Source organism: Arthrobacter sunyaminii, assembly GCF_018866305.1.
GTDB classification, from domain to species: Bacteria; Actinomycetota; Actinomycetes; order Actinomycetales; family Micrococcaceae; genus Arthrobacter_B; species Arthrobacter_B sunyaminii.
Map to the genome: position 1 here is coordinate 1,863,747 of NZ_CP076456.1, position 22,196 is coordinate 1,885,942.

Annotated in this window: 28 protein-coding genes; 16 read left to right on the forward strand and 12 right to left on the reverse strand. The window is 63.5% G+C overall.

What is annotated here, in order from left to right; all coding sequences use genetic code 11:
• The first annotated feature begins 85 nt into the window (after positions 1-85).
• Entirely contained in the window at positions 86-814 is a 729-nt protein-coding gene (locus tag KG104_RS08270; protein ID WP_207346694.1) for a MerR family transcriptional regulator, read from the forward strand.
• 42 nt (positions 815-856) lie between these two features.
• On the opposite strand, the gene KG104_RS08275 is transcribed toward KG104_RS08270, so the two are convergent.
• Both KG104_RS08275 and KG104_RS08280 read right to left on the reverse strand, forming a co-directional pair.
• Positions 857-1,609: a glucose 1-dehydrogenase gene (locus tag KG104_RS08275; RefSeq protein WP_104054456.1), complete on the reverse strand. Its 753-nt coding sequence runs from the start codon at positions 1,607-1,609 to the stop codon at positions 857-859.
• 41 nt (positions 1,610-1,650) lie between these two features.
• Complete coding sequence (locus KG104_RS08280; RefSeq protein WP_104054455.1) at positions 1,651-2,031, reverse strand: VOC family protein; 381 nt, start codon at positions 2,029-2,031, stop codon at positions 1,651-1,653.
• A 239-nt stretch (positions 2,032-2,270) separates the two neighbouring features.
• Here KG104_RS08280 and KG104_RS08285 point away from each other — a divergent pair, with 239 nt between their 5' ends.
• Together KG104_RS08285 and KG104_RS08290 are read left to right on the forward strand one after the other, a co-directional pair.
• Positions 2,271-2,672 carry a (R)-mandelonitrile lyase gene (locus tag KG104_RS08285; protein WP_104054454.1) on the forward strand — a complete coding sequence of 134 codons (402 nt, stop codon included), beginning with the start codon at positions 2,271-2,273 and terminating at the stop codon, positions 2,670-2,672.
• A 33-nt stretch (positions 2,673-2,705) separates the two neighbouring features.
• Complete coding sequence (locus KG104_RS08290; RefSeq protein ID WP_207346695.1) at positions 2,706-3,551, forward strand: aldo/keto reductase; 846 nt, start codon at positions 2,706-2,708, stop codon at positions 3,549-3,551.
• Between the two features lie 30 nt (positions 3,552-3,581).
• On the opposite strand, the gene KG104_RS08295 is transcribed toward KG104_RS08290, so the two are convergent.
• From KG104_RS08295 to KG104_RS08315, 5 genes are all read right to left on the reverse strand, one after another.
• Positions 3,582-4,142, reverse strand: a complete 561-nt coding sequence (locus KG104_RS08295; protein WP_207346696.1) for a hypothetical protein — start codon at positions 4,140-4,142, stop codon at positions 3,582-3,584.
• Complete coding sequence (locus tag KG104_RS08300) at positions 4,139-4,384, reverse strand: hypothetical protein (protein ID WP_146068480.1); 246 nt, start codon at positions 4,382-4,384, stop codon at positions 4,139-4,141. The genes KG104_RS08295 and KG104_RS08300 overlap by 4 nt, the downstream gene beginning before the upstream one ends.
• Positions 4,385-4,464: 80 nt before the next feature.
• On the reverse strand, positions 4,465-5,427 hold the full coding sequence (locus tag KG104_RS08305; protein WP_207346697.1) for an alpha/beta hydrolase: 963 nt from the start codon (positions 5,425-5,427) through the stop codon (positions 4,465-4,467).
• Positions 5,428-5,677: 250 nt separating this feature from the next.
• Complete coding sequence (locus KG104_RS18070) at positions 5,678-5,866, reverse strand: histidine phosphatase family protein (protein WP_237688698.1); 189 nt, start codon at positions 5,864-5,866, stop codon at positions 5,678-5,680.
• A 239-nt stretch (positions 5,867-6,105) separates the two neighbouring features.
• The gene (locus tag KG104_RS08315) at positions 6,106-6,387 is read right to left on the reverse strand and encodes a YnfA family protein (protein ID WP_273545220.1); all 282 of its coding nucleotides are present in this window, start codon (positions 6,385-6,387) and stop codon (positions 6,106-6,108) included.
• Between the two features lie 286 nt (positions 6,388-6,673).
• Here KG104_RS08315 and KG104_RS08320 point away from each other — a divergent pair, with 286 nt between their 5' ends.
• Together KG104_RS08320 and mtnN are read left to right on the forward strand one after the other, a co-directional pair.
• The gene (locus KG104_RS08320) at positions 6,674-7,141 is read left to right on the forward strand and encodes an S-ribosylhomocysteine lyase (protein ID WP_104054847.1); all 468 of its coding nucleotides are present in this window, start codon (positions 6,674-6,676) and stop codon (positions 7,139-7,141) included.
• On the forward strand, positions 7,138-7,887 hold the full coding sequence (gene mtnN, locus KG104_RS08325) for a 5'-methylthioadenosine/S-adenosylhomocysteine nucleosidase (protein WP_237688699.1): 750 nt from the start codon (positions 7,138-7,140) through the stop codon (positions 7,885-7,887). The genes KG104_RS08320 and mtnN overlap by 4 nt, the downstream gene beginning before the upstream one ends.
• A 142-nt stretch (positions 7,888-8,029) precedes the next feature.
• Here the strand turns inward: mtnN and KG104_RS08330 are convergent, their stop codons facing one another.
• Both KG104_RS08330 and KG104_RS08335 read right to left on the reverse strand, forming a co-directional pair.
• A complete protein-coding gene (locus KG104_RS08330) occupies positions 8,030-8,986 on the reverse strand; it encodes a D-2-hydroxyacid dehydrogenase family protein (RefSeq protein ID WP_207346698.1) in 957 nt (318 codons plus the stop codon).
• A 339-nt stretch (positions 8,987-9,325) separates the two neighbouring features.
• Positions 9,326-10,888: a M20/M25/M40 family metallo-hydrolase gene (locus tag KG104_RS08335; protein ID WP_207346699.1), complete on the reverse strand. Its 1,563-nt coding sequence runs from the start codon at positions 10,886-10,888 to the stop codon at positions 9,326-9,328.
• 386 nt (positions 10,889-11,274) lie between these two features.
• Between KG104_RS08335 and KG104_RS08340 the strand changes: the two genes are divergently transcribed.
• Both KG104_RS08340 and KG104_RS08345 read left to right on the forward strand, forming a co-directional pair.
• Positions 11,275-13,173, forward strand: a complete 1,899-nt coding sequence (locus tag KG104_RS08340) for an FAD-binding monooxygenase (protein WP_207346857.1) — start codon at positions 11,275-11,277, stop codon at positions 13,171-13,173.
• Between the two features lie 98 nt (positions 13,174-13,271).
• Positions 13,272-13,772, forward strand: a complete 501-nt coding sequence (locus KG104_RS08345; RefSeq protein WP_207346700.1) for an ASCH domain-containing protein — start codon at positions 13,272-13,274, stop codon at positions 13,770-13,772.
• Between the two features lie 14 nt (positions 13,773-13,786).
• Here KG104_RS08345 and KG104_RS08350 read toward each other — a convergent pair whose 3' ends face one another.
• Both KG104_RS08350 and KG104_RS08355 read right to left on the reverse strand, forming a co-directional pair.
• Positions 13,787-15,190: an LssY C-terminal domain-containing protein gene (locus KG104_RS08350; protein WP_207346701.1), complete on the reverse strand. Its 1,404-nt coding sequence runs from the start codon at positions 15,188-15,190 to the stop codon at positions 13,787-13,789.
• A gap of 85 nt (positions 15,191-15,275) precedes the next feature.
• A complete protein-coding gene (locus tag KG104_RS08355) occupies positions 15,276-16,031 on the reverse strand; it encodes an SDR family NAD(P)-dependent oxidoreductase (protein WP_104054845.1) in 756 nt (251 codons plus the stop codon).
• A 565-nt stretch (positions 16,032-16,596) separates the two neighbouring features.
• On the opposite strand from KG104_RS08355, the gene KG104_RS08360 reads away from it, so the two are divergent.
• Together KG104_RS08360 and KG104_RS08365 are read left to right on the forward strand one after the other, a co-directional pair.
• Positions 16,597-16,842 (forward strand): hypothetical protein, encoded by a 246-nt coding sequence (locus KG104_RS08360; protein ID WP_207346702.1) that lies wholly within the window; start codon positions 16,597-16,599, stop codon positions 16,840-16,842.
• Positions 16,839-17,807 carry an SRPBCC family protein gene (locus tag KG104_RS08365; RefSeq protein ID WP_207346703.1) on the forward strand — a complete coding sequence of 323 codons (969 nt, stop codon included), beginning with the start codon at positions 16,839-16,841 and terminating at the stop codon, positions 17,805-17,807. The genes KG104_RS08360 and KG104_RS08365 overlap by 4 nt, the downstream gene beginning before the upstream one ends.
• Before the next feature lie 13 nt (positions 17,808-17,820).
• On the opposite strand, the gene KG104_RS08370 is transcribed toward KG104_RS08365, so the two are convergent.
• Entirely contained in the window at positions 17,821-18,048 is a 228-nt protein-coding gene (locus KG104_RS08370; RefSeq protein WP_207346704.1) for a hypothetical protein, read from the reverse strand.
• Positions 18,049-18,174: 126 nt separating this feature from the next.
• On the opposite strand from KG104_RS08370, the gene KG104_RS08375 reads away from it, so the two are divergent.
• The 7 genes from KG104_RS08375 to KG104_RS08405 all read left to right on the forward strand — a co-directional run bounded on the left by KG104_RS08375 (position 18,175) and on the right by KG104_RS08405 (position 22,018).
• A complete protein-coding gene (locus KG104_RS08375; RefSeq protein ID WP_337925857.1) occupies positions 18,175-18,828 on the forward strand; it encodes a phosphotransferase in 654 nt (217 codons plus the stop codon).
• A gap of 24 nt (positions 18,829-18,852) precedes the next feature.
• Positions 18,853-19,308, forward strand: a complete 456-nt coding sequence (locus tag KG104_RS08380) for a DUF6176 family protein (protein ID WP_104054440.1) — start codon at positions 18,853-18,855, stop codon at positions 19,306-19,308.
• A 31-nt stretch (positions 19,309-19,339) separates the two neighbouring features.
• On the forward strand, positions 19,340-19,864 hold the full coding sequence (locus KG104_RS08385; protein ID WP_207346706.1) for a hypothetical protein: 525 nt from the start codon (positions 19,340-19,342) through the stop codon (positions 19,862-19,864).
• Positions 19,865-19,913: 49 nt separating this feature from the next.
• A complete protein-coding gene (locus KG104_RS08390) occupies positions 19,914-20,276 on the forward strand; it encodes a nucleotidyltransferase domain-containing protein (protein WP_207346707.1) in 363 nt (120 codons plus the stop codon).
• A 65-nt stretch (positions 20,277-20,341) separates the two neighbouring features.
• Positions 20,342-20,611: a hypothetical protein gene (locus KG104_RS08395; RefSeq protein WP_207346708.1), complete on the forward strand. Its 270-nt coding sequence runs from the start codon at positions 20,342-20,344 to the stop codon at positions 20,609-20,611.
• Positions 20,612-20,665: 54 nt separating this feature from the next.
• Positions 20,666-21,628: a DUF2332 domain-containing protein gene (locus KG104_RS08400; RefSeq protein WP_207346709.1), complete on the forward strand. Its 963-nt coding sequence runs from the start codon at positions 20,666-20,668 to the stop codon at positions 21,626-21,628.
• A gap of 48 nt (positions 21,629-21,676) precedes the next feature.
• On the forward strand, positions 21,677-22,018 hold the full coding sequence (locus tag KG104_RS08405) for a YciI family protein (RefSeq protein ID WP_207346710.1): 342 nt from the start codon (positions 21,677-21,679) through the stop codon (positions 22,016-22,018).
• Positions 22,019-22,196: the final 178 nt, after the last annotated feature.

A 22,196-nucleotide genomic window follows, 5' to 3' on the forward strand; every position in this document is an offset into this window, starting at 1 on the left:
CGGTAACGCGGGGTTCGCCGGCACGGGGCATGCCGCCGCGTCCTGGTGGGGATATCCCCCGGGTAAGGCGGCTCACAGGCGATACTTGACCCTGACACAGTGGCAGACGGGAGAACTGGAACATGTTACCTACGATCCCGCGCAGCTGGAACGGCTGCACCGGATTGTTGCCCTCCGCCAGCTCGGCTTCGGTTTGGAGGACATCTGCTCCATTCTCGACGCCGGTGTGGACGCCGGCCGGATTGCAGACATGCTCCGCATCCGGCGCGCCGACGTGGAACGCGAGCAACGGACGGCTTCGGCCCGGCTCATCGATGTTGAGCGCAGGCTCCACCTCATTGAAAAGGAACATTCCATGTCACAGATCGAGATCGTCTCCAAGTCCCTGCCTGCCGTCCGGCTGGCTGCCCGCGGCGCCGTGGTTGCCGAACAGCCGGAGGTCGCCGGCGTCGTCGGGCCGTTGTTCGATGCCGTGGGGGACATCCTGACTTCCGCAGGTGTTCGGCTGGACCAGCCGATTGCCCAGTATGAAATGACCGAAGACGGTTTGCGCATCCTCGCCGGCTATGCCATCAGCTCGGACGCGCCCGAGGGTGTGGACGCAGTGGATTTGCCCTCGGTGCCGGTCGCCATCTGCGGCGTTCACTTGGGCAGTATGGACCGGATCGGGGAAAGCTGGCAGGCCGTTCACGCCGAGATGATCGCCCGCGGCTTCTCGCCGTCCGGTCCGTGCCGGGAGGTCTATGTCCGGGCCGTGTCCGATGACCAGCAGGACTGGGTTACTGAGCTGCAGCAGCCGGTTGAGCGGGCCTGAGGTTCGGCGGACCGGCAAAGAGTGCCGGTCCGCCGAACACGGTCAGACGTTATAGATCTTCCCCGCCGTAATTCCGCCGTCCACAACAAATTCGGCCCCGGTGCAGAAGCTGGATTCGTCGCTGGCGAGGAACACGACCATGCTGGTGACCTCTTCGGGAGCGGCCGGACGGGTGAGTGTGGTTTCGGTGAAGTCGATCGGCTTCTGTTCGCCCATCACGGCTGTCATCGGAGTCTGGATGGATCCCGGGTGGACCGAGTTGACCCGGACGCGAGAGCCGGCCAGCTCCATGGCGGCGGACTTGGTGAGGCCCCGGACGCCGAACTTCGATGCCGTGTAGCCGTGCATCCCGGCAATGCCTTCCAACCCTGCGGTGGAGGAAATGTTGATGATGGATGACGGAGCGGAAGCCTTCAACGCCTCGACTGACGCCGTCATGCCCAGGAACGGTCCGGTCAAGTTGATATCCAGGACCCGCTGCCAGCGCTCCACCGGATACTCGCCCAGCGCCCCGCCGTCGAGAATCCCGGCGTTGTTCACCAGGACATTGAGTTCGCCGAAGGCTTCAAGAGTGGCGGCAACGGCGGCGGCCCAGTCCCCGGCGCTGGTGACATTCAGGTGCACGTAACGGGCGGCTTCACCCAGTTCTTCCGCCAGGGCCGTACCGGCGTCGTCATTGATGTCCGCAATCATTACCTTGGCACCTTCGCGCACGAAGGCGCGGGCATGGGAGGCGCCCATGCCGCTTGCTGCTCCGGTGATCAGGGCTACTTTGTCTTTAAGTCGATCGCTCATGAGGGCTTCCTTCGCGTGTGAGGGGATCAAGGTGGGGTGGGTTAGTTTGGCCGGACAGCGGTAAGGCAGAACGGATGGCCCGCGGGGTCCAGAAGTACCCGCCACTGTCCGGGTGCCGGCTGGTGGTCAGCGGGCTTTGCGCCCAACCGTACTGCCGCGTCCGCTGCTGAGTCCACGTTGTCCACGGCAATATCCAGATGCATCTGCTGGCGCTGGGGACCATCCGGCCAGGAAGGCGGGATGTAGTCATCGGCACGCATCAGCGTCAGCATGGGGCCGGCCCCGGACAACGCCACCACGCCGCGGTCCGGGGTGGCAAACGCTTCAACAAGTCCCAGAAGCGCGCAATAAAACTCAGCCAGCACATCGGTATCAGGGCAATCAAGGGAAATGGACGCAAGCTGTCCCACACGTTCAGTCATGGCTTCAAACCTACAGTGTGCCCGGATGCCGCTGCGTGGCCATGTCTTTCTGACTGCTGTTGTCGTGTTGAGTCTGTCCAACCCCACGGGTGTTGCGAATTCTTTGCCCCAGGCGGCAAAAACTTCGGGCCACCGAGGCTGGAATAGAACCTCCAACCTCCCACAGGAGACCTCACGCTTGTAACGTCGAAGGGGTGCAAACGGGCCCCCGCTTGCCGGCACACCATCAGGGAGCTGCGATGAGACTGGAACCGCGCCGGCCCAGCACCAAGGGACCTGCCAACATGTTCACCGGCGACGTCTGGTTCGAAGTCATCGCCGCACCTCAGCCCGCGCCGTCGCGCATGCGGGTGAATTCCGTCCACTTCGCCCCCGGAGCCCGGACCGCCTGGCATGTGCACGCCGTCGGGCAGACCGTGCACGTGACCGAGGGCTGCGGGCTGATCCAGTCGCGCGGCGGCGAGGTGACCGAGATGCGCCCCGGCGACACCGTCTACACCCCGCCGGGGGAGTGGCACTGGCACGGTGCAGCCCCCGACACCCTTATGACTCATCTGGCCATGTGGGAGGCGCCGGAGGAAGGCGCCGAATCGGAATGGGGAGACCTGGTCACCGACGAGGAATACCGTTCCCGCACGTAAACGGCAGGAACGCTGCCACTGAAAGGAAACCCGATGGAATACGTCACCCTGAACAATGACGTGATTATGCCGATCCTTGGCTTCGGTGTGTACCAAATCCCGCCGGACAAGACCGAAGCGGCCGTGACGAATGCCCTCAACGCCGGCTACCGCTCACTGGACACGGCCGCCGCCTATCAGAACGAGGAAGCCGTGGGCCGCGCCGTGCACAAAAGCGGCATCCCCCGCAACGAACTCTTCATCACCACCAAACTCTGGATCCAGGACAACGGCGAGGCCACCACCATGCAGGCCTTCGAAACCTCGCTGCGGAACCTGGGCATGGAATACGTGGATCTGTATCTGATCCACCAGCCCTTCGGTGATGTCTACGGCGAGTGGCGGACGATGGAACAGATCTTCAACGACGGCGGCGCCCGTGCCATTGGTGTCTCCAACTTTGGATCTGACCGGCTGCTGGATTTGATCCTCCACAACAACGTCACCCCGGCCGTGAACCAGATTGAGACAAACCCGTTCTACCAGCGGGCGGTCGAAAACGAACTGATGCATACCCACGGCGTTCAGCACGAATCCTGGGCCCCGTTCGCGGAGGGGAAAAACAACCTCTTCGAGAACCCGACCCTTGACACCATCAGTTCCGAGCACGGCAAGTCCGTGGCCCAGGTGGTGCTGCGCTGGCTGATCCAGCGTGAAATTGTGGTGATCCCCAAAACCGTCCAGGTGGACCGGATGGCCGCGAACATGGACGTGTTCGATTTTGAGCTGAGCCCTCAGGAAATGGCTGCCATCGCTGACCTCGATACCGGCAAGACCCAGTTCTTCAACCACAGTGACCCGGAGGCCGTCAGCCAGCTCAGCGGCGTCAAAATGGAGTAAGCCAGCCCCCGCCGCGGCAGACCACCCGGGTCACTCTGACTCGGGGGCTGCGGCAGTTTCGGGCGCCTTGTGTAGGTCGCGCACGAGGTAAAGCCAGGGGAAGGCCCGGCAGCCGACCTCCCAGCCGTCTGTCTCGTAGAGGTGGGACGGCTTCGTCCACAGCACCCGGCGGTGCTCCCACTGGGTATCGGTGCGCAGCACGCGGTGACGCAGCCAGTCGACGCCGATGGTGCGCCAGCCCATCCTCCCGGCAAGCTCCAGTTCACCCATCTCATCGAAGGCAGTCACCGGTCCGAGCCATCGTTCCTGAGAATCGGGGAGGCCCTCCTCCGTGCGGCCGCCGAAACGCTGCTGGACAGCTTGCCGGGTCAATCCCAGCTCACGGCCTAGTGCAGCCCAGCTGACGCCTGCGCTTCGGGCAGCAGCGACCGCCCGGTGCTGTAGTTGCTGGCTGGCGCGTTCAGCCGCACCAGTCCGCGCCACGAGGGCGAGATGGTCCGCCTCGGTGAGGTTGCCGGCGTCGTCGTAATCGCCGAGTATCAGGGCTCCGATCTGCTCCTGAAGATCTGTGCCGCCAAGCTGGTCCGTCACTGCTGGTCCGTCCGGTCCCGGCTGGGGAGCCAGTCGTCTGTCTGGGTGCTGGTAAGCCCGTGTCTGCGGACACAGAGAACGCCAAAATAGACGCTCAGGACGATCAGCATGAACGCTGCCCCCTGGCACATGCCCTTGAGGAATCCGTCCAAGTCAAGGATGAGGTACAGGGCGATCAGCGCCAGTCCCGCCACCAGCATGATGAAGGCCAAAAGGGCTATGACAGCTCGTGAAGATTTCATGTGTCAATTAGAAGTTGACACATATCCGGTGTCAAGGCCTTATTGACGCCTTTTTTCTTTGTCCGTCCCCTCCAAAGCTGCTACCGAACCTCGGCAGGGGCCAGGGCGAGCTGCAATTCGCTGCAAAGTTCCGCCAGGGCCTGCGGGGCGCTGCGGCAGAGCCGGGGAAACGCCAGATACCCGTGCGGCATCCCCACATAGGTGGTGACACGGACCGGAACGCCGGCGGCGCGCAGGACTTCGGCGTAGCGCAGCCCGTCGTCACGGATCGGATCATGCTCGGCCACCTGGATGAGTGCCGGAGGCAGTCCGCTGTGGTCTGCGGCAAGAAGGGGCGAGGCGTAGGGATTGCTGCGGTCGCCGTCGTCGGGCACGTAGTGGCGGCGGAAGGCGAGGACATCGCTCTTGGTGAGCACGGGTGCGTCCGCGTTTTCCTCCAGCGAGGCGCTGCCCAGGGTCAGGTCGGTGGCGGGGTAAATCAGGCCCTGAAAAGTGATCGGCGGCCCCGACCTGTCCCGGGCCATCAGCGTCAGAACCGCGGCAAGATTCCCTCCGGCACTGTCGCCGACGACGGCGATCCTGCCGCCGTCGGCCTGCCATTGCGCCGCACGCGCGGCCACATCCACCAGGGCCGCGTAGCAATCCTCGGCCGCAGCGGGCCAGCGGTGCGTCGGTGCCAGCCGGTAATCGAGGGATACGACGACGGCTCCGGTTTCCTTCGCAATTTTGCTGGCCAGCCAGTCGTAGGTGTTCAGGGTTCCGCTGGTCCAGCCGCCGCCGTGAATCAGGATGACGAGCGGCAACAGCCCCTGGGCGTTGTGCGGGCGGTAAATCCGGACCGGGATCCGGCCCTCGCCGCCGTCTGCGGTGTCATTGGTGACGTCAACGCCCGCTGCGAGCCCGCCCAGCACCCAGTCCAGCACCGGGTTGTGTTCGACGGTGCGCTGCTGATCGGTGAGGATCTGCTCCTCGCTCTTGCCGGTGACTGAGATCCTCCGCAGGGCCCGTCCGATCAACCGCACCCGCAAATCCAGCTTCGCCATGTCCGCACCTTCCCGGAAGTTGGCAACCGGTCCGGTTGCGACTGGCTTGAATATACAGATCAGGACCGGGTTTCGGGTATCCCCAGGTGACCGGTGAGATTCAGGTCCAGAACGCGCCGGTCATGATAGAAATCGTCTTCATTCAAATGCGTAATGCTGCCCGGGGACAGTCGAAATTTCACGTAGCCGGCGGCGTGGAGGGGCAAATTGATCCAGGCAGCAATGAGGTAAGTGGCTGAACCGCCGTGGGTTACAACAACTGTTCACGAAGGTCCGGGTCGAAAGTTATTGCCAGGCCCAGCCGGTCGCTGATGGTTTCTGCCGTCTGCCGCGTCCGGCGCAGATCTGAGCTGATGAGGAGCGTCCCGCCGTCGCCGTCGGGCAGGGATCCGGATAGGAGATCGCCCAGCGTGGCAGCTATCCGGCCCGCGTCTTTCACGCCCGGGGGGTCAGTGCCGAGTCATGCCAACCGCCAACAATGTTCTCGACGTGGTGGGTCGCCTCGGGGTGGGTGACAATGTACAAGTTCCGCATGGTGACATGGTCCACCACAGAGTTTCGTCAGTCACGTACACGGATCCGTCAATGACTGCTGCTCGGCGTACGGGTAGGGGCGGCGCAGGTGGTCCAGGATGACGTCGGCATACACTGCGGCCAGAGTCTGCCGGCGGTCGGCCGTCACGAGGTGACCGCCGACGCGCGCGGCGCAAACATGATCACCGCTACTCCCGCGAGGCAGATGATCGAGCCGATGACATCCCAGCGGTCGGGCCGGAAGCCGTCAAAGACCATGCCCCACGCCAGCGACCCGGCAACAAACACTCCGCCGTAGGCCGCCAGAATCCGCCCGAAATGTGCGTCGGGCTGAAGTGTCGCTACAAAGCCGTAGAGCCCCAGGGCAATGACTCCGAGACCGGCCCACCACCAGGCGCGATCCTCCCGGACGGCCTGCCACACCATCCAGGCGCCGCCGATTTCGGCCAGGGCGGCCAAGAGGAATAGCGGCCAAGAGGAATAAGAGCACGGTTTTCGCAGTGGTCATACGAACATCCTGCCGCACCCGCGAAGGGTCCGGGGTTTGCGTTCTTGGTCACCTTTACGCCGTGCGTCAGCGATATTCAGAAACTTGAACAGCTTCACCCTATAGTCTGGTCTGTTGTCCCTGCCGCCACTGCGGCTGCCGGGGCCGGGGGATCCCTGGGCTCGGACGGCGGAACGCCCCCTCGAACAGAACAGAAGGATGAAGATGGATCAAGAGCGCATGAATGTGGAATCGTTCAACCTCGACCACCGTCTTGTTGCGGCACCATATATCCGGGTTGCCGACACAAAGCAGCTTCCGGGCGGTGACGTGATTACCAAGTTTGATGTTCGGTTCACCCAGCCCAACGCGGCCCACCTCGAAATGGACGCCGTGCACTCCCTGGAGCACCTTTTTGCCGAACATTCACGCAATCACTCCGACAAGGTGATTGATTTCTCCCCGATGGGCTGCCAGACGGGCTTCTATCTGATGATGCAGGGCGCTCCGGCCTTTGAAGAGGTCGCTGCTCTGATCGAGGTGACGTTGAACGACGTTCTGCGCGCAGCTGAAGTGCCTGCCGCCAATGAGGTTCAGTGCGGCTGGGGCGCCAACCACTCCCTCGAAGCGGCGCAGGCGGCGGCTTCGGGCTTCCTTGCGGAACGCGCCGGCTGGGATGTGGTGTACGCGTGAGTTCAGCTGCATTCGTCATCCTCGTAGCGATGGAAGACGAGCTTGTCCCCTTCATGGAACGGGCAGAGGATATTGGCCCGGCCCGGCAGATCGGAAATGCGGTTCACCGCGATGCTGTTCTGGCTGGCCACCCCGTTGTGCTCGTTCGAACCGGCATCGGCCTCGTTAACGCCGCCGGAGCAGCAACCTCGGCACTTCTCGAAGCACAGCGTGCCGGCGGAAACACTGAGCATCCGGTCGTGATCAGCGCGGGCAGCGCCGGCGGGTTGGGAGCCGGTGTCCGTGTTGGCGACGTCGTGGTGGGAACCCAGTACATCAATGTGGACGCCGACGCCCGTGCCTTCGGGTACAAGCTCGGCCAGGTACCGGGAATGCCCGACACCTACCCGGCCCCTGAGCCGCTGACCGAATCCATTCGCCTGGCCCGGTCCGGCGGAACCATTCCGATGCACCACGGCCTGATCGTTTCCAGCTACAACTTTGTCACTCCGGCTAGGGCCGAACTGATTACCGGTAGTTTCCCCGGTGCGCTGGCAACGGACATGGAGTCCTCCGCGATTGCTCAGACATGCTTCGTTTTTGGGGCCCCGTTCATTTCTGTCCGCGGCATCTCCGACCTGTGCGGGCCTGCAGCGGAGGATGATTTCCGGGACCAGGTGGATGACGCAGCAACCCAGTCGGCCAACGTGGTGATCTCTTCGCTGGACGCCATGGCAGGGGTGGCGGGCGCCTACCAGCCGGCCTAGCGCGGAGACTTGGGGCATTTCCCTCCGTTTTGGGAAATCCCTGCCGTTGCGAACCGGCAGTTTTTGCCCAAACCGGGCGCTTTTCCCTAAAGCGGAGGGATCTCGCCGGGGATCCCTCCGCAGGCGCCCCGGCCCCGGTGAACTACAGCATCCGCAGGGGAGCACCGGCCAGGAATCCCTGAATATCCTCCACCACCTGCGGAAAGAACGTGGCGTAGTTCCGCTCCGTCACGTAACCCAGGTGCGGGGTCGCCAGGACATTGGGCAGATCCCGGAACGGAGACGACGCCGGCAGCGGCTCCTCCTCGAAAACATCCAGTCCGGCGCCGGCAATCCGCCCCTGCATCAGCGCCTCCAGAAGGGCTGCCTGATCCACGATCGCGGCGCGCGATGTGTTGATCAGATGCGCCGTCGGCTTCATGAGGGCTAACTCTTCGGCGCCGAGCAGGCCCCGCGTGCGGTCGCTGAGAACCAGATGGACGGAGACGACGTCGGCTTCAGCCAGCAGCTCCTCCTTGGAAGCTGCAAGCCTTGCACCGGTTGCCTCGGCCCGTTCTGCGGTGAGGTTGGAGCTCCACGCGAGCACGTCCATGCCAAACGCCGTTCCGACGCGTGCAACCTGCGAACCGATCTTGCCCAGTCCCAGCAGCCCGAGGGTGGCACCGTGCAGGTCCGTGCCGACGGTGTGCTGCCATGGCCCGCGGTCCCGGAGGGCCGTCGCTTCGGGAACCAGATGACGGGCCAGTCCCAGGATCAGGGCCCAGGTCAGCTCCGCCGGGGGAGAGGAGTTGCTCGCCGTGCCGCACACTGTCACGCCCTGGTTGCGGGCTGCCTCCACATCGATGGACGCGTTGCGCATGCCGGTGGTCACCAACAGTTTCAGCCGGGGAAGCCGCACTAGGAGACTGGCTGGAAAGGGCGTCCGTTCGCGCATCAGGACGACGACGTCGAACCCGGCCAGGCGCTCTGCCGCGGCATCTTCCCCGGTGAGGTGATCCGTGAAGACAGTCAGCTCAACCTGTTCGCCGAGGCTGCCCCAGTCGGCAAACCGGGTGGCGGCATGCTGATAATCGTCGAGCACTGCACATTTCACAAGCATGCATTTTCCTTTGCGGCGGGGTGGCGATGCAATTGACATTAGCTGAGGCTTGATAGACATTTCAGATATGAGCCAAGACAATCCTGCCCCAACGCGACCGGCTTTTGCAGCTTTATTTATTGCCCTCGCTTCGGTGGGAACAGCACTTTCCGCAGTGGCCGTCGACTCACTTCCTTTCAGGATCTCCCTGATTGTCATCTCACTGTTGCTGCTCGCCGGCACGGGCGCATTTCTTGCCCTGGCGTTGGCTCGGCCGCGGCGGTCATAAGGCCATGCAACCACCGAAAAGGCTGTGCCCGGCCAAGCTGGGCCAGGCACAGCCTCTCTGTATTCGGACGTTTAGACCCTGAAGCCGGAAAAGACGGAGTACATGTAGTTTGTTCCCTGCTCCAGCGCAGCAGTGAAAATGCGTTCGTCATTGCCGTGCATCCCAATCAGCTGTTCGTTGCTGAGGACATAAGGGTAGACGCCGTAGCCCGGGATTCCGCGGTCGCGCCACGGGGCCAGGCTGGTTCCCGCCTCGAACAGGGCGGGAGTGAAGCGGGCTCCGGGGTAGGTCTTCCGGGCCGCCGTTTTCAGCGCCCGGAACAGATCCGTGTTGGTGTCCGCCGGAGGAGTGGCCCAAGTCTGGTCCAGCGTGGCCAGATAATCCTCTTCGGAGACGCCTTCAGGGGCCGCGATCCTCACTTCCACGTCCTTGCCGGACAGCCGGTCGCGGACCTGGGCCAGGAATTCCCGCGGCTTCTGGCCCCCGGGAATGGCGCGGCAGTTCAAGCGTGCCTCGGCAGAGGACGGAATGACGTTCTCCTTGTAGCCCGCGTTCTCGATGACAAAGGCGTGGGTGGTGCGCAGCAGTGCGCTGTGCAATGCCGGGTAGGGCGACTTGGCGATCACCATGCGTGCCCAGCGGTCCAGCATTTGAGGGTTCCGTGCCTCCAGCATCCTCCGCAGTGCTTGGGCGAATCCCCGGTTCCTGGTGGCCTCCGCCAGGGCTCTGAAATACTCGCGGGTCACATCCGTGAGATAGACCGGAGCCTGCCAGTCGCCCAGCTTCGCGACGGCGCGTGCCAGGGTGACTATGGCGGCATCGCTGAGCGGTTTGGAGGAGTGGGTGGCGGTGCCCCGTGCGATGAGGTCGATATTGAAGTAAACCTTGTCCTGCCTCGTTGCGCTGATGAGCATGGGGGTGGTTTGGTCCTCCTGGGCCAGGAACCAGCCTCCCTCCGTAAGCACGGAACCTGCGTCGAGTTTGTCCCAGTAGTTAGCTGCGAGCCAGCGCGAACCGAAGGATCCCGCTTCCTCGTCGCAGTCCGTGAGCACAATGATGTCCCGGTCGAAACGGGCGCCTTCGCTCAGATGGCGCAGCAGGGCCGCGATGGAAGCGGCGTTTGCCCCCTTCATGTCCAGTGCGCCGCGTCCGTAGATTTCACCGTTGCGCACCTCGCCGCTGAACGGATCGGCTGTCCAGTTCTCCAGCTCCACCGGCACCACATCGGAGTGGCCCAGCAGCAGGAGGGGGTCGGCCCGGCCGGTGCCCGGGATTCGCGCGATGAGATGCACATTGTTTGGCTGCGGCGTGTCGATGATCTCGACCGGAACTCCCGCGCGGGTCCAGACCTCCCTCAGCATCTCGGCATGGGGGCGGGTGCTGGCTCCTGTTCCGAAATTCTGGGTATCGAAGGACAGCATCCGTTTTAGCAGGTCCAGCGGATCGGTGTCCGTGCCGGGGATGGCGGGGGCGGCGGGTGCAGGAACGGCCGAAGGCGCCGTGAGCAGGCTCAGGCCCGCGAGTCCGGCAGCCGTGGTTCCGGCTACGCCGCCCAGGAATGTCCTGCGCCGGACGCTCGCTGCATGTTGATCGCCGGCTAACAATTGATGGTCACGGGGTGTAGGGGTGCGCATGGTGTTTCCCTCTCGGTGCGGCGGCATGTCCCAGTGAAGGACGCCCGGGCCGCCACGCTCACAGGGGCGCTGCGCAAAGGCAAGGCTGCAAGGCTGGAACGGGTCAAAAGCGTCTAAAGAGCCGGGCTGTCGGTACACACACCGTTGACGGCTGAGGCCTGCTAAGGGAGACTGCAAAGTTTCCCCGGCTGCTAACAGTCCCGCAAGCGGCAGTTTCCCCAACCGTCGCACTTGGCATCCTGCTTGTGACGCGCATCATACTTCCAGTACAGTGAACACCAGCTTGATTCGAATACTGAACTGGCTGTTCAAATAACGAACAACAGTCGCTGTTTGAACACGTGAAACCCCAGTCGGTCCGCAGACACAAAGAAGTGAGGACGCCCGTGCAGTTCCACCACCACGGCTACGTATCCGGAGACCCGCGCATTCAGCCGGCCGCAGGCATGGGCCTTGACCGCCCTGCGGAACTCCCGGATCAGGTTGACGTCCTGATTGTCGGCTCAGGTCCGGCCGGCATGCTCACCGCCGCGCAGCTGTCCCAGTTCCCGAACATCACCACCCGGATCGTGGAGCGCCGCGACGGACGGCTGGTTCTGGGCCAGGCAGACGGCATCCAGGCCCGCAGCGTTGAAACCTTCCAGGCGTTTGGCTTCGCCGAGGAGATCACCGCTGAGGCCTACCGGATCACCGAGATGTGCTTTTGGCGCCCCGACCCCGAGGACCCTTCGCGCATTGTCCGCTCCGGGCGCGCCCTCGATGATGAAGCCGGCATCAGCGAGTTCCCGCACCTGATCGTGAACCAGGCCCGGGTATTGGACTACTTCGCCCGGGTCATGGCCTACGCGCCCACCCGCATGGCTCCCGATTACGGCTTCGAGTTTGTTGGCCTGGAGGTCGACGACGACGCCGAGTACCCGGTGACCGTCACCCTCCTGCGCACTGCAGGTCCGGATGAAGGCACCGAACGCACGGTGAAGGCCAAGTATGTGGTGGGCTCTGACGGCGCACGCAGCAAGGTCCGCTCCGCCATCGGCTGCACCCTCGAGGGAGACAAGGCAAACCATGCCTGGGGCGTGATGGATGTCCTGGCAAACACTGACTTCCCCGATATCCGCACCAAGTGCGCCATCCAGTCCTCCAACGGCGGCTCCATCCTGCTCATTCCGCGTGAGGGCGGGCACCTGTTCCGGATGTACGTGGATCTCGGTGTGGTGCCCGAGGATGACAACGGTGCTGTCCGCAAGACCACCATCGACGAGATCATCGCCAAAGCCAACGGCATCCTGGCCCCCTACACGCTCGACGTCCGCAACGTGGCCTGGCACAGCGTCTACGAAGTGGGCCACAGGCTCACCGACCGGTTCGACGACGTACTGCCCGCCGACGTCGGCACCCGCACCCCGCGCGTGTTCATCACCGGCGACGCCTGCCACACGCACAGTGCCAAAGCCGGCCAGGGCATGAACGTCTCCATGCAGGACGGCTTTAACATCGGCTGGAAGCTCGGCCATGTACTGGACGGCCGCAGCCCGGAGAGCCTGCTCTCCACCTATTCAGCCGAGCGCCAGGTGGTGGCTCAGAACCTCATCAATTTCGATAAGGAATGGTCCACGCTGATGGCTAAGCGGCCCGAGGAGTTCGAGAACCCCTCGGACCTTGAGGACTTTTACGTGCGCACCGCCGAATTCCCGGCCGGTTTCATGACGGAGTACACGCCGTCGATGGTCATCGCCGAAGCCAAGCACCAGGACCTGGCTGCCGGTTTTCCCTTAGGCAAGCGCTTCAAGTCCGCACCCGTGAGACGCGTCTCGGACACCAATCCGGTTCACCTCGGCCACCAGGCCAAGGCGGACGGCCGCTGGCGGATCTACGTCTTCGCCGACGCGGCGCCGGCCGGAGCTGCCTCGCCGGTCAGCGACCTGGCCCGGTGGCTGGACACCGCTCCCGAGTCGCCGCTGGCAGCCACGCCGGAGGGTGCAGACCGCGACGCCTGGTTTGACGTCAAGGTCATTTACCAGCAGGACCACACCGGCATCGACCTCAACGCGGTGCCGTCAGTGTTCAAGCCCGAGGTGGGCCCCTACCGGCTCACGGACCTCGCCAAGGTTTACGGTGCCGATCCAAAGGCTGACATTTTCGAGGAACGCGGCCTGGACCGCGGCGGAGTGATGGTGGTGGTCCGCCCGGACCAGTACGTGGCCAACGTCCTGCCGCTGACGGCAACGGCGGAGCTCGGGGATTTCTTCGCCCCGCTGCTGCCGGCCCGGCAGTCACAGGGCTAGTTTCGATCCACGGCAGGACGACGGCGGCACGCGGGTGCCGCCGTCGTCCTGCGTAAGGGTGTGGGCGCAGGCACCGCCGCAGTGGCAGACTGGGAACCATGGACACCCCGACTGATTCGATTGAACCGGACTTCGACGCCGCGGCCGTTCTCTGGGATGCCTACGCCGCCGCCAACCCCGAGCAGGCTGCCGCTGACAGCCAGTACAACGTGGAAACCTTCGGGGATTCCCCAAGGCTGGCCGATGAGCTCCTCGCACTGGTGCTGGACGGCAGGAAAACCGCCACCTCTTCGCTCGTTGCCGAATATGCGGAGGAAGGGGACCAGCTGCCGCGGATCGGCATCCACTGGATTGTCTGTGACAGCACCGGTGCCCCGCGGGCTATCCTGCGGACCACGGAACTTCGCCTGGGCACCTTTCTTGACGTCGATGCAGCTTTTGCGCGCGACGAAGGCGAGGATGACCTGAGCTTGGATTCCTGGCGGCGCGAACACCGCAGGTACTGGGAGCGCACCGCTGCGGCGCGGGGGATCAGCTGGTCCGAGTCCGACGAGCTGGTGCTTGAGCGGTTCAAGGTGGTCTGGCGGGCTGACGCCTAAGCCTGCCCGGAGCCTTAGCCGGTAAGCGGTCTGCGCTGCTTCGCTAAGAGGATGCGTGCCCTGCGGCGGCGGTGACTCTGCATGCGTGCATAGACCCTTGCCCTGTCACTGGAGAGGGCGAGGATCAGCAGGATGTCGAACGAATAACCGAGCAGGTTCGAGCCAAGGGTGAATGCCGAGCCGGAGAACACCGCGGCAACCTGCAGAATGATGGCGCCCGAACTGAGGAACATCGCCGTCACCCGTGCAGCGTTGCTGCCGCGCAGGATAAACACCGCCAGCGCGGCCTCCACACAGGCGAACACCGCCAGAGTGACGCTTGCCGGTGCGTAGGCACTGCCCAGATTTGCGAGTTCGGAGCTTTGCTCGCCCAACACTTCGTTCACCAGTGTGCTGACCCAGGGTACTTCGGTGACCCGCGCCAGGAACGGGGCAGCCACCGTCAACGCAGCGAGTCCGCGCAGGAACACCAGTCCGGCGCCGAAGATTACCGGCGGGGGCCGCCGGATGCGGCGGCGCTCCGTCCCGGACTGAGCGGAGAACACAGGGTTAGGTGAGGGTGGGGAATTGCCGGACGCCGCACCGACTGCGGGTGTCTGAGGCAGTGCGGTGAGATTCGTGACGGGCAGGTCGCCGTCGGTGACGATCGAATCGCCGCCTCCGTTGCGGGAGTGGTACCCCGTGGAGAAATTCTTGATGACGTTCACCGACACCTCGGGGAAAGCCTGCTGCATCGAGGAGACCAGATAATCCCGTTCGGCATCAATGTTCTCGCCGACCCGGTGCGTGACTTGCAGAGTGAACAGGGACAGCCCCACGGCACGGTCAAAGGACGCGGCCCCCAGCCAGTCCGTCGCGATGCCTCCGGGCAGCAACCACCCTTCGGGGCACCGCCAGAACCGGACGTGATGACGTTGCCGCGGATTGCCGTTGACCTCCTGCTGATAGGCAAAGTCCTGTGGCCGTCCGAACAACAGCAGCGGGCTTACCGGCGCCTGGAGATAGCTGCGGTGCAGCAGCGTGGAGGTAACAATCCGCCAACTGCTGGTCAGGGTCACCGGATCCGCGAGGACCCAGCCCGTCCGCTCCAGTGCTGTGCGCAGCTGCTGCTCGCTGCCCAAAAAGGCCAGGTTGACGGCATCCCCGAACAGGCCGGCGCTGGTACGGGTGCGGCCCATGAAATAGTCCGGGATGAAGATCTGCGTCAGTACCCGGTCCACGCGGGGCAACACCAGATAGGCGAGGACAACCCAAAACACCACGAGGAAGCCGATATACCCCAGCTCAAGCGAGCCGCGCACCAGCAGCAGTCCGGCAAACCAGATGGAGGCGAGGCCGCTGAAGACGAAGAAGGCCCAGTCCAGGGCCGTCGCGGCACCGGACCCGGCGCCGCCGTCGTCGTCCGCTGCCCTTTTCATACGCAAAACCCTGTCCTGCCGCCGCGGTGCGAGTCAATGAGTTGCGGTCGCTTTCCGGCGGGAACGGAGGATCCCGTCATAGCCTTTAAACCTGCAGCGGCGTTCCGGTCTCTTCCTCCAAGGCCTGGAGCAGACTGTCCTGAAAGTCGACGTCGTTCACTGCCGGGTGCGGCTGCCGCCTCCGCCGGTGGTACCAATACCCGCCGCTGGTCAGGGCGTCCGGCTCTTCGCTGGAGGCAAGCCATTCCTGGGTTTGGTGGCCCAGCGCCAGATCGTCCGGTGCTCCGGCGCCGCCCATTTTAGTGGGGACCCAGCCGGGATCCACCGAGTTGCTGAGCAGCTCCGGCCGCAGCCGGGCCAGCGCCGCGGCGAATGCGGTGACGTACAACTTGCTGTCCGCGTACGAACCGGCCGTCCTGCCCTGCCAGTCAACTCCGGCGAGTGAGGCGCGCCCGGCGTAGTGGTCGTTGCTGCTCAGATAGACGTGCCGCTGCGGCCCGTCGAGCAGTGCGGTCAGAAGATAGGGTGCAACAACATTCACGGGCATGACGGCCGTGCCGCGGGCCAACCCGGCGTTGTGAATGACGGAGTCCAGCGGGTTGCCGGCATTGAGTTCTGCGGCGGCACGGCGCACCGCGTCCGGGTCGCTGAAGTCGGCGACGACGAGCTCCGCCCCGCGGTTGATCAGCGGCTCGAGCGCTGCCGCCCGCTCCTGGTTGCGGGCGTGAACAACGACGTCGTGCCCTGCGGCGAGCAGCGACTCCGCCGCTGATCTTCCAAGACCATCCGCTGAACCCGTGACCAGGATCCTCACCGTGTTGCGCTCCTTGGGTTGCTGCATTTCCTGCACGCTTTTCGCTCAGTCATGAACGGTTTGTCCTTTCCGTGGAACTTCCGGGACGGCCACCGCGAGGTCCGTACAACTCTTCCTTCCGGCTGGTCGCCTGACAAGGGGCGGGCGCCGGTCCCGTGCCGGTTGCCACACCACCGCTTCGCCTCAGGCCGTCAGCACCAGATCCGCTCCGCCCATATCCCCTCAGCGGGCTAGCGCGCGCTCTCGCACCCGGGCTACAGCGTCAATCATCTGGCCGATGCCCGGTTCCTCTACCGGGAAATGGCCGCAGCGTTCGAGCGCCGAGGGGGTACCCGCCCGCCACCGCCGCTGCGGTCGCTCAGTACTTGCCTGACGAGACCCGGCGCGTTGGCGATGTGGCTGCGGCCTTTCTGCCGGCGCCGTGCACGAGGATGATTCTCACCGGTGCCTCAACATCACCTACGTCTTCGAGATGAACCCCGTTCCCCTCCCAGCTCCAACACCTGGACGTGCGGGAAACCGCCCCGGATCCGTGAAAGCGATGCAGCAACTTTGGTTGACAACCTGCTGCTAAGCAACCTAGGTTGACGGCATGAACTCATCCGATGTTGCGGCTGCTGCAGCAGATACAACTGATCCGCGTGCCGGCCTGAGGGCTGTGGCTGCGCTGCGCGCCACATCGGATGCATTGGAGCTGCGGCAGGTTGAGGCTGCCCTCCGGTCCGGCATGAGTTGGCAGTCCATTGCGGATGCCCTCGGCGTCACGCGTCAGGCGGTTCACAAAAAGTACTCCAAGCGCGTTGATCCCTCCATCCCTATTTCCCGGAGACGAACATGAGCAGATTTACCCGTTATGCCGCGACAACCCAAACGCTTACATTGGCCGCCATGGAGGAAGCCTCCCGGCGAGGGGCGCGTGAAGCGGACCTCGAGGACCTGCTTTTGGCGCTTGTGCTTAGCGAGCAAACAGCGGGGACGGTTTTTCGCGAGCTGGGTATCACCATCAGGGCTGCCCGCGCTGCTGTGGAGCAGTATCAGCGGGAGCAGATTGCTTCGCTCGGGATCACCCTCGAATTGCCTGCGGCCGGGAACATTGTTTTTCACGAGACCGGTGGATACGAATGGTCCAAGCGTGCCTCGGATCTCATTCGCCGGGCCGGCGACAAGGCAGGCACCGCTGATGCCGCGGCGGTGCTGCGGGAACTGGTGAGTGAACCCAGCGGGCTGATCGCGGACCTGCTGCCGCGGCTGGGGACCACATCCGAGGAAGTTCTCACGGCACTTAACCGGAGCACGCCCGCACCCGCACCAAGTACGGCTGGCAAAACCCGCCGTCGCGGTCAATCCGGTAGTGCCATCGAATCCTTTATTCCGGCACCCGTTGATGATGTCCGGACGCTCCTTACGGATCCGGCCCGGGTTCCGGACTGGGAACCGATGATTAGCTGCGTCGAAGATGTTGCGACGGGGAACGGGATTTGGGCGGCACACGTGTCCACTACTCGCCCGGATGGAAAGCCGCTGAAGGTCGATACGAGGTTCCGGCGTCGAACGCTTCAACTCATGCCGTCCGGGGAACGGGCACATATCTCCTGGCGGTTTGCCTACCCGGACGCGCCGAAGAGCCCTCCCGTCACTGTTACCTTTGACCTCGCTCCCACGACGGGGGGAACAGAATTAAGAGCGACAATGACATGCACTGCGCGCCAGGGAATACGGTTTCTTTTGCGACCTTTGCAACGTTTCCTGATGTGGATCAGACTCTCTCAGATTACGGCCGCCATCAGTCGCGTCTATCGCTAAGATGACTGTCCGCTTAGATGAAGCCCGAGCCATCTCGTCCATTCTCAACGGCCTGGACGATGCCGGCATTCGGATACTTGTTGATGATGCTGAGGAAGTAGGCGTCGGCATTGGGGGAACAACTAAGACGGTGCGCATCGGTGAAACCACTGTCTTTATAAAACAGCTCCCACTGACAAGCATCGAAGAAGCGGATCCGGGTGGCACCTCTAGCCGGCTCCAGCTTCCCTTCGTCACCCATTACGGGATAGGGAGCCCCACCCAAGCGGTCGGGCGTGAACTGGCAGCACATCGGATCACATCCCGGTGGGTGCGCACGGGCGTGGTGGATTTCTTTCCGCTTTTGCTCGGGTGCCGGGTTCTTGATGTGAAGTGCGAGGCAGACCATAGCGAGTTCGACGGCGATGCTCCTCCACGCCGGTGGGGATCACACTGGCCCCAGATCCAAACCAAGCTCGCCGCGATTAAGGACGCTTCCAAAAGCATGGTGTTCTTCCTTGAGTATGTGCCGGAAACTCTGGGCGCCTGGGTGCGACGGAGTCTGGCCGAGGGCACCGGGGCAACCGTCTTTCCTCAAGCTGTTGACCAGCTCCTGGAAGCCACAGCATGGATGAACAGACAGGGTTTCCAGCACTTTGACGTGCATCCGGGGAACATCCTCGTCCGGAACGGGAGGCTGCTTTTTACGGACTTCGGCCTGGCACTTCACAAGGACTTCGAACTCACTGCGGAGGAAGAAGCATCCATGCCTGCGCATGACGGCTTCGACCGCGATTCCGCCCTGATGCACCTGTTCCACTGGACGGTGTTTGAAATCGGCTATACCTCGGCCCAAGAGCGGCTGGAGCTGCTGGGCGCTGCCGCCGCTGACGCAGCTACGCCGGCACTGGACCCGGTTCGAGCCGTTCTCGGGGACGGTGCTGACTTGATTGCGGAATATGCGGGTATCGCTGTCTATATGACCGAAATGTTCGAAGCCCTTATGCAAGATGCTCTCGCAGTGCGGTACCGAGGCCCCTAGGCCTTCTTATGTGAGAATTGCCGGATGAATGAGCAACAGCCCTACGTTCCATTCCGCCCCGTACCCAGAGACTTTCCTGGACACATGATGCCGGCCTCGGTGCCCAGCGGGCTTCAACTGCAATTGAGCCGTTCACGGATTGTCGAGGGAATGGAAGAAGAGTTCGATCAGTGGATGACTATGCTCAACAGCCGGTACGACGAATGTGTGGAAACGTTGCCGGCAGAGCGTGCTGTTTTTGAGGCATCGTTCCGGCATGAGGAAGCAGACGGATCAACGTGGATCTACCACTTGAGCCTGATGGGGGAAGACGGGTCCGGGCTGGACGAGAGTAATCCCGTGGACGCAGCCCATGCTGACTACAACCAACGCGTGAAAGAACGCGGCTGGGAGGAGCTGATCCCGAAATTCATGCTCACTCCGGCTCATCTTCGAGATGCCATGGTCCATTGGGGCCGGACGGGCACAGAACCCAGCTAGGCAACAGAGCACCACCTCGTTAAGGAGCCGCATGCCGGACAGAACCCGCATCGAAAAACTCGAAGTACAGATCGGTGGGCTTTCCCGTCCTGAGCTGATGAGCCGGCTGGACTCGCATGGCATTCTGCTCAACGTTCATGCAGAAACCCTGCTGCAGGACGTTGTCTTCGATGAGCGGGACTCTCATTCCGTGATGGTCACGGAGCGGACGGTCGCCGAGCTGGGGCTTTCCAACGGGGCGACGCTTCCCCAAATCTTCGAGGCTGCACAGCAACAGGGCTTACTGCTGTGCCCGATGGACGCCGGACCCTACTTGCGTATGGTGTGGACCGATCAGACGGCTTCCCGCGACTCCGTCATGTCGTCCGGACGGGCGCCCGAAGGCGGTCTCACCGTGGCAGCCGAAGCTTTTCGCGCTGACCATGAGTATCCCAAGGGCTTTTATCTCCGCGTCGTTGACGGGCATTCGTGGCTGCGAGGGTATTGGTGCGACGACCAACATCTGTGGTCACCCGAGGACCGGTTCATCTTTCAGCTTCCCCCACCGTCCGTCTAAGCGGGCGATCCTTTGCGGGACAGCGCCAGGATCCCGTTAGGATTCAGCAATGGATCCCGTCTCTGTCGCGCGCGCGTTCGTTCACCACACCCATCCGGCTGCTGAATGTTCGATTCTGGGCGGGAGCGCGGGAACGGGAAAAGCCACAGCAAACTCTGACCTCGACATCGTCATTCTGTACCCCAACGGACACAGTAACTATGCCGAAACCACTCGATACCAAGGCTGGGTTGTTGAAGCTTTTGTTCACACCCCCGACTCAATGTCCTTCTGGTACGAAAAGGAAAGGGCCGCCCGGTGCGCCGTCTTGGGCGACATCGTCGCTCAGGGTGTGCTCCTGACGGATCAGGGGGCCGGAGAATCACTTCAAGACAGTGCACGCCGCTACATGGAAAAGGTCCGGAACCCCTGAGTGAAACTGAGCGCGGCATCCGCCTCTACGGCCTCAGCAATTCCCTTGACGATCTGCACGGCAGTATGGACCCTGCGGAAAAATTCGCTATCTCCGCCGACGTCTTCACCCAAGCTGTCGAACTCCTGTTGCTGCACGAAAATACCTGGCTCGGCAAGGGCAAGTGGATGGTGCGCCGTCTGGACCAGCTTCCGCAGAACCAGTTGGCCCGCCAGCTTCTGGCGTGGGCGGGATCCGGTAAGCACGATGAACTCGCGTTGGCACGGATAACTTCCGAGGTCCTGCGCCAAGCCGGAGGCTATGTCATGGAGGGATTCGTGCGGGGGTCCCGCTAAACGGCCGATCTCGTCAGTGCTGAGGGACGAACGCTCCGCTGTTATGGTGATCGCATGGATGGGGTGGCCGGAGTATATGAGCGTTTCGCGGAGATCGAAGCCCGGGGAGTTTCACCGCTCTACGAGGAGTGGGGACGGGGAATCTCCCAAGATCCGGCGGTATGTACCCTCATTTCCTCGCTGCCCCCGATCAAGCGTCAACCAAACCTGGTGTTCGCCGCCGCACGCCTGACGGGTGCGCCCGAGCAGGGATACGGACAGCTGAGGGATTGGCTGATCGAAAACTGGGCCGAGGTGGTCCCGGTCATCCTGACCCGTTCCACGCAGACCAACGAAGCTGCACGGTGTGCCGTGCTGCTGCCGGTCCTGAGCCGGCTCGAGGGACCGCTCAGCCTGATTGAGGCCGGTGCGTCTGCTGGGCTGTGCCTGTATCCCGATCGGTACAGTTACCGCTACGACGTCGGCGGCCGGACCGAGGCCCTTGACCCGGGCACCGGGCCGAGCGACGTCGTGGTGCCCTGCCGCATTAGCGCGGCCGCGCTGCCAGCGCGGCTGCCCGACGTCGTTTGGCGGGCCGGTGCGGACCTCAACCCGTTGAACGTCAACGACTCGGACCAGATCGAATGGCTCGAGGCACTGGTGTGGCCGGAACACGACGAGCGGCGCCATCGTCTCCGCGCTGCTGCGCGGCTTGCGGCGTCAGAACCGGCACACCTCCTTCGGGGAGACCTTCTGGATACCATCCCCGGGCTCATCGATCAGGCACCGGCCGGATCCAGGGTTGTGGTGTTCCACAGTGCGGTGCTCGTCTATCTCCGGTCCGAGGACCGGGAACGTTTCGTTGAGCTGATGGGGACCTATCCGGACGTCGTCTGGATCAGCAACGAGGGCGCCGGCGTGTTGCCAACCGTCACCGATCAGGTTCACAGGGCCATTAACGGGCGTACGATTGTGGCCGTCAACGGCCGCGCCCGCGGCCTGGCGGGTCCGCACGGCCAGTCCTACCAGAGTCTCTGACCCAGTTCATTCGGTAGTCTGCAGCACCACGAAAAAGGAGCCGACACGATGACCAAGTACCTGATCTCTTTCCCCAGCAGCGCCATGGTTTTCCCGGTGGAGGACCTGCCTGCCGTTTCGGCAGCGGCTCATGCAGTGATGCAGGAGGCCAAAGATGCCGGTGTGTGGGTGTTCGGTGGCGGCATCGATGAGAGTGTTCCGCCGGTAATGGTCGACGGCGCGGGAACAGTCATCGAGGGGACGTACCCGCAGACCCGGCAGATTGACGGCGGCTATGCAGTGCTGGACCTGCCGTCCCGCGAGGCCGCCCTGGAGTGGGCCGCAAGGTTCGCGGGATCCTGCCGCTGCGCCCAGGAGGTGCGTGCGTTCCAGGACGATCCGCTCAGCTGAGCAGCACCGCCCCTATGTGCCGCTGAAGACGGGGATAGTGCTGTACCCGCCGTAATCGCTGATGCGTTGGTGCCGTCCTCAGGCTGAAGCGGCCGCTCAGGCGCGGTCCCTCTTCAACCTGCGAAGGAACCGGTGTTAGCTGGAGAGACACGGATTGAATCGATGTGCGGCCGCCCTG